Below are 19200 nucleotides of genomic sequence, written 5' to 3'. Positions count from 1 at the left end.
GCGGACGTTGCGGTGTCTGCAATCGAGGCTGCTTATTGTGCTTTAATTCCGACCGATCGGCCAGAGGGCCAAGAGGGTAGGATGCCTGACGACGAGAAGGCCGCTGAACCCAGCCTCGTAAAAGCGGTGTTCACAGGGCAGGCTTATCCGTGGCTCCTATTGCTCGCTCTCCTAGCGATCAACGCAATTGTCTATCCGAGCATGTTTGGCCTGATGGGCAGACTGTGGTGGTTCCTCGGCCCGCTGTTGTCCGTTCAAATTTGGGTACTAGGCGCCCTTATTTTCATGCATAAACTCAAGGACAGTGACAAGTACGCTGATGCTCTTGTCTACGGCAGGCGGCTTGGGATTTTAGGGTTATGTTTCCTCTATGCCGTCAACTGTATAGACAGTTTATTTCGAATTCTGATCTTGAAGCAGTGGAAGTATTATAAGCGATGGGAGCCACTGCAGCCAGACCAATCGATTTGGTTTGGCGTCGCCTACAATGTGCTGGGAGCGCTCGTTTGCGGAGCGCTGGTGATTTGGGCGATTCATGCGTTCTGGCGAAGCCGTCGCACGAAGTGACGCATAACCCTCGTCCGCAACGGGTCGAAAGCAGCCGCGCAAAAAGCCCGCCTTACACCCTCACCGCCTTCGCCTTCCGGTCCGCGCCCCCGAACACCCTGAGATACCTTGCGATCTCGGCTGGATCGCCCGTCGCCTTGTTGGGGTTGTCGGAGAGCTTCACCGCCGGGCGGCCATTGGCGCTGACGACCTTGCAGACCAGCGAGATCGGGTCGAGATCGGGCGTGCCGACCGGCGAGCAGCCGACGAAGTCGTTGGTCAGGTTGGTGCCCCAGCCGAAGCCGGTGCGGACCCTGCCGTGGAAATGGCGGTAGGCCTCCTCGATCGAGTCGATGTCCATGCCGTCGGAGAAGATCAGCAGCTTGCCCTTCGGGTCGCGGCCCTGCGATTGCCACCAGGCGATGATCTGCTCGCCGGCCTCGATCGGCGGGGCGCTGTCGGGGCGAAAGCCGGTCCAGTCGGCGAGCCAGGCCGGCGCGTCGCGCAGGAAGGCGGTGGTGCCGAAGGCGTCGGGCAGCACGATCAGGAGATTGCCGCCATAGACCTGGCGCCATTCGTCGAGCACGCGATAGGGCGCGCGCTTCAGCTCCTCGTCATTGTCGGCGAGGGCGGCGAGCACCATCGGCAGTTCATGGGCGTTGGTGCCGATCGCCTCGAGATCGTTCTCCATGGCGAGCAGGACGTTGGAGGTGCCGGTGAAGGTCGGCCCCAGCCCCTCCTTCAGCGCCTCGACGCACCAGCGCTGCCAGAGATGGCCGTGGCGGCGGCGCGTGCCGAAATCGGAGATGCGCAGGTCGGGCAGCTTCTTCAGCCGCTCGACCTTGTCCCAGAGCTTCGACTTGGCGCGGGCGTAGAGCACGTCGAGCGCGAAGCGGCCCCAGCCCTTCAGGGCCTGGCGCGAGCGCAACTCGTTGACGATGGCGAGCGCCGGGATCTCCCACATCATCGAATGGGTCCAGGGGCCGGCGAAGGTCAGTTCATACTGGCCGTCGACCTTGCGCAGTTCGTATTCGGGCAGGCGGAACTCGGCGAGCCAGGCGATGAAGTCCGGCGTGAACATCTGCGTCTTGCCGTAGAAGCTGTTGCCGGCGAGCCAGATCAGCTCCTTCTTGGTGAAGCGCAGCTCGCGGGCATGGTCGAGCTGGGCGCGCAGCTCCGCCTCCTCGATGATCTCGGCGAGCCGGATCTGCCGCGAGCGGTTGATCAGGCCGAAGGTGACCTCGACCTCCGGATGGAAGCTCCTGATCATCTGCAGCATCAGCAGCTTGTAGAAATCGGTGTCGAGCAGGCTGCGGATGATCGGGTCGAGCCGCCAGCTGTGGTTGTAGGTGCGGGTGGCGATGTCGGTCAGGGCCATGGGCGTCGCTGCGGCAGGAGGCGGACGGCTCAAGCAGTAGAGCAGGGCGAGGCGAAGGGGAATGGCGGGTGGTCCGTCATGCTCGGGCTTGACCCGAGCATCTCATGACGGAAAAGCGCCTCATCCTGCCAGAGATTCCCGGGTCTGCGCTTCGCTTCGCCCGAGAATGACGCCTCCGACGCGGGAAACTCTCACGCCTGCTCGACATGCTCCCTGGCGACGAAGGCGATGCGGACCATGTTGGTCGCGCCCGGCGTGCCGAAGGGGACGCCGGCGACGACGATGAGCCGGTCGCCCTCTGCGGCGAAGCCCTCGCGCACCGCGAACTTGCAGGCGCGGAAGGCCATGTCGTCGACGTCGCTGGCGTCCTTGGTCACCACCGAATGGACGCCCCAGACCAGGGTGAGGCGGCGCGCCGTCGCCGGGTTCGGCGTCAGGGCGATCACGGTCGAGTTCGGCCGCTCGCGGGCGATGCGGAAGGCGGTCGAACCCGAGGAGGTCCAGGCGGAAATCGTCCTGAGATGGAGCGCGTCGGCGATCTCGTGCGCGGCCTTCGCGATGGCGTCGGCGCCGGTCGCCTCCGGCTCGGCGCGCTGCGCTTCGAGAATGGAGCGGTAGATCGACTCGCTCTCCACCTCCTCGGCGATGCGGTTCATCATCGTCACCGCCTCGATCGGGTACTGGCCGGCGGCGCTCTCGGCCGAGAGCATGACGGCGTCGGCGCCCTCGAACACGGCTGTGGCGACGTCGGAGACTTCGGCGCGGGTCGGCACCGGCGCGGTGATCATGCTCTCGAGCATCTGGGTCGCGACGACGACCGGCTTGCCCATGCGCCGCGCCATGCGGGTGATGCGCTTCTGCGTGCCCGGCACCTTCTCGATCGGCATCTCGACGCCGAGATCGCCACGCGCCACCATGATCGCGTCGGAGGCCTCGATGATCTCCTCGAGCCGCGCCACGGCCTGCGGCTTCTCGATCTTGGCGAGCGCCAGCGCTCGGCCCTGGACGATCTTGCGCAGGTCCGCCATGTCCTCCGGCCGCTGCACGAAGGAGAGCGCGATCCAGTCGACGCCGGCCTCGGCGGCGGCCTCGGCGTCCGAACGGTCCTTCTCGGTCATCGCCGAGACGGGGATCGTGGTGTCGGGCAGGCTGACGCCCTTGCGCGAGGAGAGCCGGCCGCCGACGACGACCCTGGTGGCGGCCTGCTTCGGCGAGGCCTTCTCGACGACGAGCCGGATCTTGCCGTCGTCGAGGATCAGGTGATGGCCCGGCTCCAGAGCGGTGAGGATCTCCGGATGCGGCAGGTGCACGCGCTTGGCGGTGCCCGGCGCGGCATCGGAATCGAGGACGAAGCGGGCGCCCTTCTCCAGCATCACGCCGCCATCGCCGCCGAACTGGCCGACGCGCAGCTTCGGGCCCTGCAGGTCGGCGAGGATGCCGACCGGCCGGCGGAACTGCTTCTCCAGCGCCCGCAGCATCGCGATCCTGGCGGGGAGGGTGTCGCGCTGGGTGTGGCTCATATTGATGCGGAAGACGTCGACGCCGGCCTCGAACAGGGCCGCGCACATCTCGGGCGTCGACGAGGCCGGCCCCAGCGTCGCGATGATCTTGATCCGCCGTTCCCGCCTCATCGCCTCATTCCTCCAAAGCCGTCTGCGCCTACGCAGGCCTCGCCGATTCAAACGATTAGAGCAAGCCGCGGCCGCTCGGAATCACGGGCGCGGCGCGGCGCCCGCCGTGTCGGTGAGCTGGATCGTCCAGCCCTTCTGCTCGCCGGTGTCGACCTCGAAGAAGCCGGAGCGCTCGTAGCCGCGGGCCAGGCAGTCCTCGATGCCGCGAATCGTGAACTCCTTGTTGCGCGTGCACATCACCGATTTGCCGGTCCATTCGCCGCCCTTGTCGTAGTCGACGGCATGGACGTAGTAGAAGCGCGCGGCGAGCGTGCCGCGCAGCAGGGTCTCGCAGGCGCGCGGCGCGAGGTTCCACCAGCCTTCGGTGACCCAGCCCTGGGCGTCGCGATAGCCGAGGGCGACGCCGACGCGGCTGCCCGTGGTGTTGCACATGCGCAGATCGGCCAGGGCCGGGCCGACGCCGGCCAGGAACAGCCCGGCGGCAAGCGCTGCTGAGAGGGAAAGTCCGCTTCGGCTCATCTATCGGAACTTGGATCGATCAGGATCACGCGGCAATCGTTGACATTGGTCGGGGTCGGGCCGGTCTGCAACAGGTCGCCGAGGACCGAGAAGAAGCCGGTGGAATCGTTCTGGGCCAGGGATTGGGCGGGATCGAGGCCGCGGCCGCGGGCGCGGGCGAGCGTGGTCTCGTCGATGAGCGCGCCGGCCGGGTCGGTCGCCTCGCCGCCGCCGCCATCGGTGCCGTCGGTGTCGCCCGAGAGCGCGACGATGCCGGGCTCGCCGGCGAGCGCGAGCGCCAGCGCCAGGGCAAATTCCTGGTTCGGCCCGCCCCGGCCGTCTCCGGCGATCGTGACGGTGAGCTCGCCGCCGGAGATCAGCGCAGCCCGTCGGCCCGCGGCCTTGAGTGCGAGCGCCCGCCGCGCCTGGGCGGCTGCGACCTCGCGCGCCTCGCCCTCGAGGTCGGGCCCGAGATCGATCGGCTCGTAGCCCGCCTCCGCGGCGGCCCTCACCGCCGCGGCGATGGCGTCGGCGGGGCGGGCGACGATGCGGTATTCGGTGTCGGCGAAGGCGGGATTTCCGGGCTTCGGCGTCTCGCTGGCGTCGTCGGCGAGCAGGGCCTGCGCCGCGGGCGGCAGCGTCAGCCCGTAGCGGGCGACGATGGCGCGGGCATCGGCCATGGTGCTCGGATCGGGCACGGTCGGCCCCGAGGCGATCGCGGCGGGATCGTCATGCGGCACGTCGGAGACGGCGAGGGTCAGCAGCCGCGCCGGCGCGGCGGCGAGGGCGAGCCGCCCGCCCTTGATGCGCGAGAGCCGCTTGCGGACGATGTTCATCTCGCCGATCGGCGCGCCCGAGCGCAGCAGCGCCTTGTTGACCGATTGCTTCTCGGCGAGGGTCAGGGCCCCTGCCGGCGCGACCCAGTTGGCCGAGCCGCCGCCGGACAGCAGCACCAGGACGAGATCGTCGGCGCCGGCGGAGGCCGCGAGCTCGAGCGCGCGGGCCGCGCTGGTGATGCTGCCTTCGTCGGGCACGGGATGGCCGGCGGCCAGCATCGGGATGTGGCGGGTCTGCGCCTCATAGCCGTGACGCGCCACGGCATGGCCGAGCAGGCGCTCGGGCGGCAGTTTCAGGGCGTCGAGATAATGGGCTTCCGCCAGCAACGTCATGCTGCCGGCGGCCTTGCCGGCTGCGAGCAGGATCAGGCGGCCGTTCGCCGGGGGAGGGGGCAGATGGGCGGCGAGCCAGCTCCGCGGATGGGCACGAGCGACGGCCGCGTCGAAGATCGCGCGCGCGATCCGGCGCCGTTGCGCGATTGCGTCTGCTCGCTGCTCCAAGCGCATTCCCTCTTGCGAATCTGCCGTCGGCGATCGACTTTCGTCCGAGCTCCTTCTATGTCGCTGCGGTGCGGGCGTCACCCGCGATTTACTGATCTATGCCGAGGGCAGAATGCGTCCGGACATGGCTTCGCCGAGCACGAGGGCTGTTCGGCGGGCCGGTGATGTCGAGATCATCCCGGGCGACCCGGCCACCGGCGTCCTGCTGCTCTGCGATCACGCGACGAACGCGATTCCGCCGGAGCTGAATGCGCTCGGCCTGCCGCCGCAGCAGCTCGAGCGCCACATCGCCTACGACATCGGCGCCGCCGAGATGACGCGCGCCATGGCGCAGGCGCTCGGCGCGCCGGCGGTGCTCAGCAATTTCTCGCGCCTGCTGATCGACCCCAATCGCGGCCGCGACGATCCCACCCTGGTGATGCGGATCTCGGACGGCGCGATCGTGCCGGGCAATGCCCGCATCGACGAGGCCGGCATCGCCGAGCGGATCGCGCGCTACTACGCTCCCTACGACACGGCGATCGAGGCTGCGATCGGCACGGCGCTCGCGGCCGGCCATCCGCCGGCGATCGTCTCGCTGCACTCGTTCACGCCGTTCTGGAAGGGGGTGCCGCGGCCCTGGCATGCCGGCGTGCTGTGGGACAAGGAGGGCCGGCTGGCGCAGGCGCTGATTGCGCAGCTGCAGGCCGAGGGCGACCTGATCGTCGGCGACAACGAGCCCTATCATGGCGGCCTGCCGGGCGACACGATCGACCGTCACGCGCGGCGCCGCGGCCTGCTCGACGCCCTGGTCGAGATCCGTCAGGACCTGATCGGCCAGCCGCATGCGGCCCGCGCCTGGGGGATGAGGCTGGCGCGCCTGCTGCCCGGCGCGCTCGCCGCGGCACGAGAGATGTGAACTCGGCGCCCTTCTCGCTTGACCTGCGCGCCCATCCTTGCGAACCCCTGCGGCCGAATTCCGAAAAAGGGTTTTGAGAATGGACGATCCGGTTCAGGGCGATCAGCTCAAGAGCATCGTGCAGCGCATCGAGCGGCTCGAGGAAGAGAAGAAGACCATCTCCGACGACATCAAGGAGGTCTATTCCGAGGCCAAGGCGAATGGCTACGACGTCAAGGTGCTGCGCAAGGTGATCGCGCTGCGCAAGCGCGACCTCAACGAGCGCAAGGAGGAGGAGGCGATCCTCGACCTCTATCTGCAGGCGGTCGGCGAGACGGCCTGAAGGCAGGCTCCGGCCAGGACGAAAACGCCGCCCGGGATCCCTCGGGCGGCGTTTCGCTTTTCGGCGGCGGGACCGCTCGGGCTGCGCATCCGAGCCGGGCCGGCCCTATGCGGCTCCGACGCGCGCTTCGGTCAGCGGTGGGTGCGGAACCGCAGCGCGTCGTCGATGAAGGTCTTCTCCGCGAAGCCCGCCTCGTTGGAGCCGAACGGCATCTGCGCGGTGAGCTTCCAGGACGCGGGAATGTTCCAGGTCTTCGCGACCTCCGCGTCGACGAGCGGATGATAGTGCTGCAGGCTGGCGCCGATGCCGGCGTCGGCGAGCGCCGTCCACACCGCCAGCTGCGCCATGCCGGTCGAATGCTCGGACCAGATCGGGAAATTGTGGGCATAGAGCGGGAAGTTGGCCTGGAGCGCCTTCACCGGCTCCTGATCCTCGTAGAACAGCACGGTCCCGGCGCCGCTTGCAAAGGCCTCGATCTTCTTGGCCGTCGCGGCGAAATCGGCAGCCGGCACGACCGCCTGAAGCGCTTCCTTGGTGATGCTCCAGAACTTGTCGCTCTCCCGGCCGAAGAGAATGACGGCGCGCGAGCTTTGCGAGTTGAAGCTGGAGGGCGACAGGCGGATCGCCTCCCTGATCAGGGCATCCACCTGCGCTTCCGGGAGCGGCAGGGTCTTGCCGAGGGCGTATTGCGTACGGCGCTTCTTGAGCTTGTCGAGCATGGCTTCCTCATCTTGTGAACGCTGTCACGCCGGCAGGCCGATGAAACGGGGCGGTTCTTCTCGGAGCGCGCCCTGAGGCGCCCTTCCTGCGAAGGCGGGTCTGATGGTGCAGAGGTAGCGGTTCACTTGCCGCACCAGAATGCCCATATTGGGCACCACTCTGTTGCTCGTGCAGGAACGCTTAATGTCCGAGATCGACGATATCAGGAGCTTCATCGCGGTCGTCGACGCCGGCGGCTTCGGCCGGGCCGCCCATAGCCTCGGCCTGGCGAAATCGATCGTCAGCCGCCGCATCGCCAGGCTGGAGGCCGATCTCGGCACGCGGCTGCTCAGCCGGACCACGCGCGGCGTCGCGGCGACCGAGGCGGGGCTGGAATTCAAGCTGCGCGGCGAGCGCATCCTGTCGGAGCTCGCCGAAGCGCGCGAGGCCGTGGCGCGGCAATCCGAGGGGATCGCGGGCCGTCTGCGGCTGTCGATGCCGCTTTCGTTCGGCGTCCGCCATCTCGCGCCGGTGCTTGCCGAACTCGCGGAGCGCCATCCCCGCCTGGAGCTCGACGTCGAGGCCAGCGACCGGCAGGTCGACCTGATCGGCGAGCGCTTCGACGCCGCGATCCGGATCGGGGCGCTCAAGGATTCCAGCCTGGTGGCGCGTCGCATCGTGCCGGTGAAGATGGCCGTGCTGGGCAGCCCGGCCTATTTCGACCGGCATGGCCGGCCCGAGAGCCCGCTCGAGCTAACCCGGCACGAATGCCTGATCTATTCCGGCACCAGCGCCGCGGAATGGTGTTTCCGCATGAACCGGCGCTGGGTCGCCGTGCGCCCGTCGGGGCGGCTGCGCTCCGACAATGGCGACACGCTGCTGCGCTGGGCCGAATCCGGGCTGGGGCTCACCGTCCTGCCGACCTTCATCGCCAGCGATGCAATCCGCGCCGGCACGCTCGAGCACATCCTCTGGCGCTATCCGATGCGCGAGAGCGCGCTCCATGTCGTGCGCCCGCCGGGGCCGTATGTGCCCGGCAAGGTGCGGGTCCTGATCGATCTCATGCTCGAACGTTTCGGCAATGCGCCGTCATGGGACCCGTGCCAGGCCGCGATCCAGGCGAAGGTCGCGGCCGGCGAATTGGCCCCGGAGGAGCTTCAGGCCGACGAGCATCAAATGGCGTGAAGTCGCGCTTCACCGGAATTCGCGTGGCAATATGCCCGCGAGCCGCCAGGGTGCCGCCCGCAACGAAACGGGAGATCGTCATGCTGCTGGTTGGAATGCTCGACAGCCCCTATGTGCGGCGCGCGGCCGTCACCGGGACTTTGCTCGGCCTGGATTTCGAGCACCGTTCCGTCTCCGTGTTCCGGCACATGCCGGAATTCCGCAAGATCAATCCGCTGATCAAGGCGCCGACGCTGGTCGCCGACGACGGTACGGTGATCACGGACTCGCTGTTGATCATCCAGCATTTCGAAGACGTCGCCGGCCGCTCGCTGCGTCCGGCCGATCCGGCGGCGCGGGTCAGGGACCTCGGCCTGACCGGCATCGGCATCGTCGCCGCCGACAAGGCGGTCGCGGTCGAGTACGAGCGCAAGCGGCCGGAGGAGAAGCGCTACGAGAACTGGCAGGAGCGCATCCTGTCGCAGCTGCATACGGCGCTCGATCTGCTCGACCAGGCGGCGGGACGCGGCGAGATCGGGGCCGGCCCGGAGCTCCGGCCCGGCGACATCGCCGCCGCGATCGCCTGGGGCTTCTGCCGCTTCGTGATCCCCGACTTCGTCGAGGAGGCGCGCTGGCCGGCGCTGGCGCGCCAGGCCGCGGCGTGCGAGGCCCTGCCGGTGTTCAAGGCCTGGCCGATCGACAAGGAATAGGCGCGGCTACTCCGCGGGCGCCTGCGCCTGTTCGGCCTTCGGCCTCGCGCCCGGCCGCAGGCGCTCGCGCAGGCCCTGGAAGACGACGTAGAGCGCCGGGATCACGAAGATGCCGATCAGCGCGGCGGCGAGCATGCCGCCGAACACCGGCGTTCCGACATCCCGCCGCGCCAGGCGCGAGGGGCCTTCCGCGATGACGAGCGGCAGCAGGCCTAGGATGAAGGCGAGCGAGGTCATCATCACCGGCCGGAAGCGCAGGCGCGCGCCGTGGATCGAGGCTTCGAGCAGCGGGGTGCCTTTCTCGCGCAGCTCCTTGGCGAACTCGACGATCAGGATGCCGTTCTTGGCGGCGAGGCCGATCAGCACGATGATGCCGATCTGGGCATAGAGATCCAGCGTCAGGCCGCCGAGCACGATGCCGAGGAAGGCGCCGAGCACCCCCACCGCGACGGAGAGCAGCACCGGAACGGGGATCGTCCAGCTCTCGTAGAGCGCGACCAGGAAGAGGTAGGCGAACAGCACGGCGAAGGCGAGGATCATGCCCGTCTGGCCTTCGGCGCGCTTCTCCTGGAAGGAGACGTCGGTCCAGGCGCCGCGATAGCCGGCCGGCAGCGTCTTGGCCGCGACCTGCTCCATGGCGGCGAGGGCCTGCCCCGAGGAAACGCCGGGCGCCGGCGTGCCCTGGATGGTGACGGCGAGGCGGTTGTTGTAGCGGATCAGCGCCTGAGGGCCGACGACGATCCGGGCCTCGAGCAGGCTGCGCAGCGGGATCATGCCGCCGTCGCGGCTGCGGACATTGATCCGGTAGATGTCGTCGATCGAGGCGCGGTCGATGCCCTCGGCCTGGACCTTGACCTGCCAGGTGCGGCCGAACAGGTTCATGTCGTTGACATAGAAGCCACCGAGCGAAGCCTGCAGCACCTGGAACAGTGCGCTCAGGTCGACGCCGAGGATCTGGACCTTGTCGCGGTCGATGTCGAGATAGACCGACGGGGTCGTGTCCGAGAAGGTCGAGAAGACGCGGCGCAGCTGCGGGTCCTGGTTGGCGGCGACGGTGAGGCCGCGCAGCGTGCGCGCCAGCGCCTTCGGATCCGAGCTGCCCATGTCCTGCAGGACATAGGTGAAACCGCCGCCGCTGCCGAGGCCGATGATCGGCGGCGGGGCGATCGGCACGACGGAGCCGCCGCGCACGGCGCGCAGCTTCTGGCCGAGACGCGCGATGATCGCCTGCGAACTGTCCTCGGCGCCGGCGCGCTCCTCGAACGGCTTCAGCGAGACGAGGAAGAAGGCGGCGTTGGACTGCGAATAGTTGTCGATGAAGTTGAGGCCGATGATCGACGAGTAATCCGCTACCGCGCTCTCGGTCTTGATGATCTTCTCGACCTCGGCGGCGACGGCCGAGGTGCGGTTGATCGAGGCGCCGTCCGGCAGTTGCGCCACGACGAAGAAGGCGCCCTGGTCGTCCTCGGGCAGGAAGCCGGAGGGGGTGACGCGTCCCATCGCATAGATGCCGGCGGCGAAGGCGGCTGTCAGCGCCAGGCTGACGAGGGCGACCCGCACCAGCCTGGCGACGGCGTCGCCATAGCGGTCGCGGGTCCAGTCGATGCCGCGCATGACATGGCCGATCGGGCCGCGGCGCGGACCGTGATGCGGCCTGAGCAGGATGGCGCAGAGCGCCGGTGACAGGGTGAGCGCGTTGATCGCCGAGAGCAGCATCGCCACGGCGACGGTGATCGCGAACTGGCGGAAGAGCTCGCCGGAAATGCCGGGGATGAAGGCGACCGGCACGAAGACCGAGAGCAGCACCAGGGTGATCGCGATGATCGGCGCGACGATCTCGCCCATGGCCTTCTTGGTCGCCTCGGCCGGAGAGAGCTCGGGGTGCTCCTCCATGACGCGCTCGACGTTCTCGACGACGACGATGGCGTCGTCGACGACGATGCCGATGGCGAGAACGATGGCGAGCAGCGAGACGGTGTTGGCGGAGTAGCCGATGGCGTTGAGGACGATGAAGGTGCCGATCAGGCTGACCGGCACGGCGAAGGTCGGCACCAGCGTGGCGCGGAAGCTGCCGAGGAAGAGATAGACCACCAGGATGACGAGGACGAAGGCCTCGATCAGGGTCTTCTGGACCTCGTGGATGGTCGCGGTGACGAAGGCGGTCGGATCGTAGGTGACCTTCCAGGCCAGATCGTCCGGGAAGCTGCGGGCGAGATCGGCGACCGTTTTCTTGACCGCATCGAGCGCCGTGATGGCGTTGGCGCCGGGCGATTGGTAGATGCCGATCAGCACGGCCGGGCCGCCGTTCAGCCGGGTGTCCCGGTCGAGACTGGCGGCGCCGAGCTCGATGCGGGCGACATCGGACAGGCGCAGCACCGAGCCGTCGGCATTGGTGCGTATGACGATCTGCTCGAATTCCTGCGGCGTGCTCAGCCGGCCCTTGGTCTGGATGTTGAGCTGGAGCTGCTGGTCGTCGGAGATCGGTCGGGCGCCGATGCGGCCGACGGCGGCCTGCGCGTTCTGCGCCTGGATGGCGCCGATGATGTCGCTGGTGGTGAGCCCGAGCCCGGTCAGCGCGTCGGTGCGGACCCAGGCGCGCATGGCGTAGTCCTGGGCGCCGAAGAGCGCGGCATCGCCGACGCCCGGGGTCGAGCGGATCGCGTCCAGCAGGTTGATCGTGGTGTAGTTGGAGACGAAGAGGCTGTCATAGGTCTTTTTCGGCGAATAGACCGCGATGACGCCGAGCAGGGCCGAGGATTGCTTCTTGACGGTCACGCCGGTGCGCCGGACCTCTTCCGGCAGCTTCGACAGCGCGATCTGGACGCGATTGTTGACGTTGACCGTGTTGATGTCCGGATCGGTGCCGAGCTCGAACGAGACCTGGAGCGAGTAGCTGCCGTCGTTGCCGCTGACGCTCTTCATGTAGAGCATCTTGTCGGTGCCGACGATCTGCGCCTCGATCGGCTGCGCGATCGTCTGCTCGACCACCGACGCCGCGGCGCCGGAATATGACGCCGTCACCGAGACCTGCGGCGGGACGATGTTGGGATACTGCGCGACCGGGATGGCGAAGAGCGAGATCAGGCCGGCGATCACGGTGACGATCGCGATGACGATCGCCAGCCGCGGCCGGTCGACGAAGACGGAGGTGAACATGACTCAGCTCCGGCCGGACAGCGGCGGCGTCACCGGCGAGGGCAGGACGGGAGTCCCGGGCCTCAACCCCTGCAAGCCCTCGACGATCACCTGCTCGTTGCCGGCGAGCCCGTCCTCGACGATGACGTAGGCGCCGCTCTCGCCGCCGATCTTCAGCCGCTTGACGACCGCCTTGCCGTCCTCGACGGCGAAGACATAGGCGCCCTGCTGGTCGGCGATCAGCGCCGCCTGCGGCACCAGCACCTTCTCCTCCGGCTCGTTGCCGTGGACGGCGACGCGCACCAGCGTGCCGTCGACCAGCTTGCCGGACGGGTTCGGCAGCACGGCGCGCACGAGGATCGTATCGGTCGCGCGGTCGACCGAGACGTCGACGAAGTCGATCGTGCCCTGCTCGGCATAGCTCGAACCGTCGGAGAAGCGCAGGCTGACCTTCGGCGCGGTGGCGCTGCTGGGAGCCTGGTTGGTATTGATCTCGAGGAATTCGCGCTGGCTGACCGGGAAGGTGACGTACATCCTGTCCTGGCTGACGATCAGCGCCAGCACGCCGCTGTCGGGCGAGACGACATTGCCCTTGGTCAGCTTGGAGCGGCCGATGCGGCCGGCGATCGGCGAGGTGATCTCGGTGTAGCCGAGATTGATCTGCGCCGTCTTCAGGTTCGCGGCGGCCGTCGTCGCGTCGCCCTGCGCCGCCTTCTCCTCGGCGACACGCTGGTCGCGCACCGCGACCGAGCCGGCATTGGTGCGCAGGAGGTCCTCCGCGCGGGCGCGCTGGCTGGTGGCGTTCTGCAAGGTGCCCTCGGCGCGCTCGAGCGCGCCCTGCGCCTGCTCGACGGCGGCCTCGAACGGCGCCTTCTCGATGCGGAAGAGGGGCGTGCCCTCCTTCACCGTCTCACCGTCGCGGAACAGCACCTCGTCGAGGAACCCGGTGATGCGGGCCCGGATTTCGACCCGGTTCACCGCCTCGATGCGCCCGACGAAATCGGCGGTGCGGCCGATCGCCCGCTTCTCGGCGGCGACGGTGCCGACCGGGAGCGCGGCAGGCTGCGCCTGCTGCGCGAGCGCAGGGCCGCAGGACACCGCCAGCGCGAGGGGAAGAAGGAAGCCGAGCCGGAGCGAACGGCGCAGATTTGCGCGTCTTGAAAGCACACCGTCCAGCATGAGCCCCCACATGCCTCCGCTTCGTCACCGCGACTCGCGGCCGGCGGCATTCTGCGCTCTTTCCTCCGGGGGCGCTACGTCAGCGTGATGACGAAACGGCCGCGCCGGCCGGATCGGTTAACGCTCAATGCTGCATGAAGGTGGTCGGCAGGGCCTTGACCGCGGGCCCGCTGAAGCCGCCGGTGCCGACATCGCTGGGCTCGGCGGCGGAGAAGCCGAGCGCCGCGGCCGGGCTCTGGCCCGCGACCCAGCCCCTGGCCTGGGCTTCCGACGGAGCCTTCGCCCTGGCGGCCGCGACGGTGGTGCGGCGTGCCGGCGCGGCGGCGGGCGCCGCGACGGTGGCAAAGAGCGTGTCGAGGCCCGCCCGGTCGGCGTCGTATTCGGCGGCGATGGGGGTCCGTGGCTGCGCGGCGATCTGCGGCGCGCGGGCAGGTTCCGGCGCGGCAGCCGGCGGACGCGGCCTGATCGGCGGCGGCGGATGGCTGACGGTGACGAGCCTGGCGCCAGCCGGAACGGCGTCCTCGTTCGCCTCGCCGAGCCTCAGCCCCTCGGTCGAGAGGCTCGCCAGCGCGACCGGCCGCGAGGGCGGCAGCGGCGCCGAGACGGGCCGGCCGGTGATGATGGTTTCCAGGGAGGGGCCGGGCAGGTCGCTCGGCCGGCGCGGCGGAAGCGAGGCGAGGATCAGCTTCTGCTCGGTCGTGGGCAGCGGCAAGGCCGAGGCCTCGGCCGCCATGGCGGCGAGTTGCGGCGAGCCGGCCGGCGGATTCGGAACGGGCGGGGTCAGACCACTCGGGCGCGCCACGGGGAGGGCGGTCGCGATCGGGCTCGGCTTCGCCGGCTCCGGCGGAGCCGCCTCGGCCGGAGCGAGCGCGGCGACCTGGGTCTCGGCCGGCGGCTGGGCGGTGGTCGTCGCGCGATTCGAGCGGTCGCGCAGCAGGGCGCGGCCGGTGGGCTCGGGCTGCGCCGGCTGCGGGTTGAAGACGGCGAAGCGGCCGCCATCGCCGCTGTTGCCGTCGCCGGCATAGGCGATGACGGTCGGCTGCGGCGTCGGCGCGCGCCGGGCCGCGGCGCGGCCACGGGCCGGACGGGCGTCGGCCTCCTCGTCGTCGCCGCCGAACAGCGCCGCCCAGAAGCTCTTGCCGCCGCCGCTCGAGGCCATGATCGCGCCCTCGTCGTAATCCGCGGCGGCGTAGCCCATCACCGAGCCGCCGCTCGACAGGATCTCGGCCTTCGCGACCTCGTAGCCGCTGAGCGGCTTGCCGTCGGCCGGCAGGTGCACGGTCCTCTCATCCGGGAAGAGGCGCACGAGCTGGTCGCGCGTCATGCGCGGCCAGGAGCGCACCGAGCCGGCATCGAGATGGACGAAGGGGGTGTGAGCGCCCGGATAGAAGCCGACGCCGCCGCGCTGCAACCGCATCGCGGTCTCGCGAATGCGGGCGGTCGGGGTGTCCGGCAGGTAGAAATCCATCGCCTTGCCGAGCATGTGCTGGCTGTGCTTGGCGACCCCGCGCGAACGGCGGCGCAGCATCGAGTTGGTGCCGGGCGAGCGATAGGCGGAGACGACGTGGAAGGGCTGGTCGGAGCCGACCTTGCGGTGGACCTCCCAGGCGACGTCGAAGAGCTTCGGATCCATCCGGATCGGCTCGTCGATGCGCCAGTCGCGCAGGGCCCAGTTGAGCTTCTCGAGCGCGGCGGAATCGTAGCGGCCGTCCCGCTTGAAGGTGACGGTCGCCTCCTCCTTGGTGTGCATGTGCCGGATGGTGATGGTGCGCGTGTCGCCGTTGGCGATGGCGTTCTGGGTCGAGCGCACGCCGAGGACCAGGAAGCTCGCGCTGGCGATCAGCAGGAAGCCGGCACGTGCGCTATGCCGCAAGGGATGCGGGAGCCGTGCTGCGGTCTCGGCTTTCAACCTGCTCACTCTGTCAGACCCGTCTCGAAGCACCGGGGCGAGCCGGAGCGGTAAACGTGAAGGAACAGTTGCCGAGAAGGCTTAACGGGAGGTTACCGGCGAGACAACTCCCCCGCCGGTCTTCGGCAAGCAAGCTTGCTCGCTAGCGGCAGATCGTGGCGAAACCGTGCCGAATGGGACTTTTGCGGTGGGCCGAGCCGGTCAGGACCGCTGCTCGAGCGCGTTCCTGACCAGCCTGTGGAAGCCGTAGATGTCGTCGAAGGTGCTGACGGTTCCGGCCGCGTCGACGACGATGGTCTCGTAGACGAGATGGATCGGCAGGGGCTGCGGCAGCTTGATGGTGCGCTCGCCGGAGCCGATCAGCCGCTTCAGCCGCTCGCTGGTCCATTCCGGCCCGAGCACCTGGTCGGCCAGGGCGAACGGATTCTCGACGCGGACGCAGCCATGGCTGAAGGCGCGCTTGCCGGCCGCGAACAGGCTGCGGTTCGGGGTGTCGTGCAGATAGACGGCGTGGTCGTTCGGGAACATGAACTTGATCCAGCCGAGCGCGTTGCGCTCGCCCGGCGGCTGGCGCACCGAAATGCTGCCGTTCCTGCCGCGGGTCACGACGTAGCCGCGCCGCGCGGCATAGCTCGGATCGGCGGCCAGCCCCGGCAGGAACTCCTTCCTCAGGATCGAGGGCGGCACGAACCAGGATGGGTTGACGATGACGTGCTCCATCCGGTGCGAGAAGATCGGTGTCGCCGATTCCGGTTTGCCGACGATCACGCGCGCCTCGTGCACGAGCTTGTCGCCGTGCATGACGCGCATCTTGTATTCGGGGATGTTCACGACGATGCGGTTGTCGCCGAGATCGCCCGGCAGCCAGCGCCAGCGTTCCATCTGGGCGACGATGTCGCTCTCCAGCCGCGTCGAGCGCGGCATGGCGAGCGCGGCGACGGTCTGGTCGCTGAGCACGCCGTCGGCGCGCAGCCCGGCCTGCTTCTGGAAGTCGGCCAGCGCCAGCGCGATCGAGCGGTCGTAGACCGGTTCCTCGCTGGCGCCGAGGCCGAGCCGGGCGCGGACCAGGGGAACACGGGCATCGCGCATGCCGACCTTGAGGGCGGGGCCGGCCGGGATGCGGGCGACGGGCGTCTCGGGCCGGTCGGCGCGCAGCTCGGCCAGCTTGGCCTTCAGGTGCCGGTAGCCGGGATGCGGGGGATTGTAGGCCGCGAGCACGGCGCCCGGCTCGCTGGCGCCGGCGAGTTCCGAGAGCACCTCGGTCGCCGAGGGCAGCTCGAGCTTCGGCGTGATCAGCTTGGACAGGCGGCGCGGGTCGATGCGCCCGCCGCGGGCGTCGCGGGCATAGAGCACGGCAAGCGCCGACAGCCGGACGTCGGCCGCCGCGAGGCTGTCCTTGTCGCTCGCCTCGAAGACCGGCAGCAGATAATCGCCGGGGCGCAGCCCGTCCTCGCCGGCACGGCCGAGCTGGGCGACGATCTGCTTGCCGGCGGCGCTGAAATCCTTGCCGTCGATCCAGAACGGCCGGTTCTCGTTGGCGGCGTAGGCGGCGACGATGTCGGCGCGCTCGCGGGCGGAGAGGCGCGGCAGGGCCGCCGCGATCTCGGCCTGCGCCGCGATCCGGCCGGAGAGCTCGAGCCCGGCTGGCATGGTGACGGCGACTTCCGGCAGGGGCGGAAGATCGATCGCCGGCGCAGCCGGTTCGGCCAGCTGCGGCCGCGGTTCGGCCGGCCTCGTCAGGGCCGGATCGACCGGCGGCAGCTCCGGCTCGGGCAGATCGAGATCGGGCTCGATCACGGTCTCGCCATGGTCCGGCCTGGTCGAGAGCGCGCCGGTGACCATCTCCCCGGCCTCGGCGGCTTCGGCCGATCGCGGGGCGCTCGACGGCCGCAGGTCGAGCGTGACCTGCGCGGGGGCCGGGATGTCGAGGGTCCGCGGCTCGGCGTCGCGCTGCAGGATCACGAGGGCAGGCTGTTCGGGCAGCGGAAGGCCGAGCGTGCCGGCGGGCTCCTGAGCCGCCGCCGAAGCGAGCAGCAGCGAGAGACCGAGTGCGGTGGCTGAGACGGTTTCCGCCAGGCGGCGACGGCGCATCGATGAACTTCCCCGGTCCCGGCCGATCCACGCCGATAACTGCGTGACTCGGCCTGCTACGACAAGATGCCGGCCTGCAACAGCGGCCGATATTCGGCTCCGCAGCCGGTCCCCGTCGGCTGCAGAGCGCGTTTCGCTACGGGCGAACTAGGCCGCGTCGGCCCCGGAGGCGTCTTCGCCTTCGATCAGCCCGTAATCCTTGAGCTTGCGGTAGAGCGTCGAGCGGCCGATGCCGAGCTTGCGCGAGATCTCGGACATGTGGCCGCGATAATGGGCGAGCGCGAAGCGGATGATCTCGCGCTCGAGCTCGTCCAGGGTGCGCATGTCGGAGCCGGCGACGAGATCGAGCGCGTTCGGGTCGCGCACCGGCACTTGGATGACCCGCGGCGGCGCCTCGCCGCGCGGCTCGGCGGCGACCAGGGCCGGTGCCGGCGGAATGCGCACGTCGAAGCCGTCCATCTGCGCGGCGATCTGCGGGAACTCCGCCACGGTGAGCTCGTCGCCGTCCGAGAGCACGACGGCCCGGAACATCGCGTTCTCGAGCTGGCGGACATTACCGGGCCAGTCGTAGTCGGCCAGGAGGCTCAGGGCCTCGGCGCTGATGCCGCGGAGTTTCCGGCCTTCCTCCGCGGCGAAGCGGGCGAGGAAGCCGCGGGCGAGGTCGGCGATGTCCTCGCGCCGCCGGCGCAAGGGCGGCAGGGTGATCGGGAAGACGTTGAGCCGGTAGTAGAGGTCCTCGCGGAACTCGCCGCGCTTGACCTGCTCCAGCAGGCTCTTGTTGGTGGCCGAGATGATGCGGATGTCGACGCGTACGGACTTCCTGCCGCCGACGGGGTCGACCTCGCTCTCCTGGATGGCGCGCAGCAGCTTGACCTGGGCGTCGAGCGGCAGTTCGCCGACCTCGTCGAGGAAGAGCGTGCCGCCATTGGCCTCGACGAACTTGCCGATATGGCGCTCGGTCGCGCCGGTGAAGGCGCCCTTCTCATGGCCGAACAGGATGGATTCGACGAGGTTGTGCGGGATCGCGCCGCAATTGACCGTGACGAAAGGCTTGCCCTTGCGGTCGCTGGAGCCCTGGATGGCGCGGGCCAGCACCTCCTTGCCGACGCCCGATTCGCCCTCGATCAGGATCGGGATGTTGGAGCGGGCGGCGCGCTCGGCGAGCTGGACGACGCGGCCCATGTCCTGACTCTTGCTGGCGAGATCGCGGAAGCCGAGATGCCCCGAGGCGCGCCGCTTCATGTAGCGGATCTCGTGCTCCAGCGCCCCGAGCTTGAGCGCGTTCTTGAGCGAGACCTGCAGGCGCTCGGCGCCGGCAGGCTTGACCACGAAGTCGACGGCGCCGGCCCGCATCGCCGAGACGACGGTCTCGATCGAACCGTTCGCGGTCTGCACGATGACCGGAACCTCGCTGCCGCGCTCGCGCATCGCCGCCAGGACGCCCATGCCGTCGAGGCCGGGCATGACGAGGTCGAGGATCAGGCAGTCGATGCGGCGCGATTCGTCGGCGAGGAGGGTCAGCGCCTGCTCGCCGCCCTCGGCCAGAGCGACGTCGTGGCCGAAGCGCTTCAGCATCGCGTCGAGCAGCCGGCGCTGCACGGGATCGTCGTCTACGACCAGGATGGTTGACATGAACCCTCGGTAGGCCAGGCTGTTAGCCGGAATCGGCTGTTCCGTTTCGGGTCACTGTCGAGGAGAAGGGT

The 19200-nt window shown here is 69.3% G+C and carries 15 protein-coding genes; 5 read left to right on the top strand and 10 right to left on the bottom strand.

Going from position 1 to position 19200, the window contains the following annotated elements; all coding sequences use genetic code 11:
* Positions 1-81: 81 nt before the first annotated feature.
* Positions 82-567, top strand: coding sequence for a hypothetical protein (locus tag CS1GBM4_RS13180; RefSeq protein WP_186419186.1), 486 nt, complete (start codon positions 82-84; stop codon positions 565-567).
* Positions 568-619: 52 nt separating this feature from the next.
* Here the strand turns inward: CS1GBM4_RS13180 and pncB are convergent, their stop codons facing one another.
* The 4 genes from pncB to CS1GBM4_RS13160 all read right to left on the bottom strand — a co-directional run bounded on the left by pncB (position 620) and on the right by CS1GBM4_RS13160 (position 5390).
* A complete protein-coding gene (gene pncB, locus CS1GBM4_RS13175) occupies positions 620-1924 on the bottom strand; it encodes a nicotinate phosphoribosyltransferase (protein ID WP_186419185.1) in 1305 nt (434 codons plus the stop codon).
* Between the two features lie 191 nt (positions 1925-2115).
* The gene (gene pyk, locus CS1GBM4_RS13170) at positions 2116-3555 is read right to left on the bottom strand and encodes a pyruvate kinase (RefSeq protein WP_186419184.1); all 1440 of its coding nucleotides are present in this window, start codon (positions 3553-3555) and stop codon (positions 2116-2118) included.
* Between the two features lie 81 nt (positions 3556-3636).
* Positions 3637-4074: a DUF1036 domain-containing protein gene (locus tag CS1GBM4_RS13165; RefSeq protein ID WP_186419183.1), complete on the bottom strand. Its 438-nt coding sequence runs from the start codon at positions 4072-4074 to the stop codon at positions 3637-3639.
* On the bottom strand, positions 4071-5390 hold the full coding sequence (locus CS1GBM4_RS13160; RefSeq protein ID WP_244607212.1) for a DUF4147 domain-containing protein: 1320 nt from the start codon (positions 5388-5390) through the stop codon (positions 4071-4073). Before CS1GBM4_RS13160 ends, CS1GBM4_RS13165 begins: the two co-directional genes overlap by 4 nt.
* Positions 5391-5514: 124 nt before the next feature.
* Here CS1GBM4_RS13160 and CS1GBM4_RS13155 point away from each other — a divergent pair, with 124 nt between their 5' ends.
* Both CS1GBM4_RS13155 and CS1GBM4_RS13150 read left to right on the top strand, forming a co-directional pair.
* Positions 5515-6288, top strand: a complete 774-nt coding sequence (locus CS1GBM4_RS13155) for an N-formylglutamate amidohydrolase (RefSeq protein WP_186419181.1) — start codon at positions 5515-5517, stop codon at positions 6286-6288.
* A 79-nt stretch (positions 6289-6367) separates the two neighbouring features.
* Positions 6368-6610, top strand: coding sequence for a DUF2312 domain-containing protein (locus tag CS1GBM4_RS13150; RefSeq protein ID WP_186419180.1), 243 nt, complete (start codon positions 6368-6370; stop codon positions 6608-6610).
* A gap of 131 nt (positions 6611-6741) precedes the next feature.
* Here the strand turns inward: CS1GBM4_RS13150 and CS1GBM4_RS13145 are convergent, their stop codons facing one another.
* The gene (locus CS1GBM4_RS13145) at positions 6742-7329 is read right to left on the bottom strand and encodes a nitroreductase family protein (protein WP_186419179.1); all 588 of its coding nucleotides are present in this window, start codon (positions 7327-7329) and stop codon (positions 6742-6744) included.
* Between the two features lie 184 nt (positions 7330-7513).
* Between CS1GBM4_RS13145 and CS1GBM4_RS13140 the strand changes: the two genes are divergently transcribed.
* Together CS1GBM4_RS13140 and CS1GBM4_RS13135 are read left to right on the top strand one after the other, a co-directional pair.
* On the top strand, positions 7514-8494 hold the full coding sequence (locus CS1GBM4_RS13140; protein WP_186419178.1) for a LysR family transcriptional regulator: 981 nt from the start codon (positions 7514-7516) through the stop codon (positions 8492-8494).
* An 80-nt stretch (positions 8495-8574) separates the two neighbouring features.
* Positions 8575-9183: a glutathione S-transferase family protein gene (locus tag CS1GBM4_RS13135; RefSeq protein ID WP_186419177.1), complete on the top strand. Its 609-nt coding sequence runs from the start codon at positions 8575-8577 to the stop codon at positions 9181-9183.
* A 6-nt stretch (positions 9184-9189) separates the two neighbouring features.
* On the opposite strand, the gene CS1GBM4_RS13130 is transcribed toward CS1GBM4_RS13135, so the two are convergent.
* From CS1GBM4_RS13130 to CS1GBM4_RS13110, 5 genes are all read right to left on the bottom strand, one after another.
* The gene (locus tag CS1GBM4_RS13130) at positions 9190-12339 is read right to left on the bottom strand and encodes a multidrug efflux RND transporter permease subunit (RefSeq protein WP_186419176.1); all 3150 of its coding nucleotides are present in this window, start codon (positions 12337-12339) and stop codon (positions 9190-9192) included.
* 3 nt (positions 12340-12342) lie between these two features.
* Entirely contained in the window at positions 12343-13509 is a 1167-nt protein-coding gene (locus CS1GBM4_RS13125; RefSeq protein WP_244607211.1) for an efflux RND transporter periplasmic adaptor subunit, read from the bottom strand.
* Positions 13510-13621: 112 nt separating this feature from the next.
* A complete protein-coding gene (locus tag CS1GBM4_RS24440; RefSeq protein WP_244607210.1) occupies positions 13622-15370 on the bottom strand; it encodes a DUF882 domain-containing protein in 1749 nt (582 codons plus the stop codon).
* Positions 15371-15607: 237 nt separating this feature from the next.
* Positions 15608-17497: a L,D-transpeptidase family protein gene (locus CS1GBM4_RS13115; RefSeq protein ID WP_244607209.1), complete on the bottom strand. Its 1890-nt coding sequence runs from the start codon at positions 17495-17497 to the stop codon at positions 15608-15610.
* 147 nt (positions 17498-17644) lie between these two features.
* A complete protein-coding gene (locus tag CS1GBM4_RS13110) occupies positions 17645-19129 on the bottom strand; it encodes a sigma-54 dependent transcriptional regulator (RefSeq protein ID WP_186419175.1) in 1485 nt (494 codons plus the stop codon).
* Between the last annotated feature and the right edge of the window lie 71 nt (positions 19130-19200).

Source organism: Allobosea sp. CS1GBMeth4 (assembly GCF_900185715.1).
Classification (GTDB): Bacteria; Pseudomonadota; Alphaproteobacteria; order Rhizobiales; family Beijerinckiaceae; genus Allobosea.
Note: the sequence above shows the minus strand (reverse complement) of the source record. Positions and strands in the feature narration are given on the sequence as shown.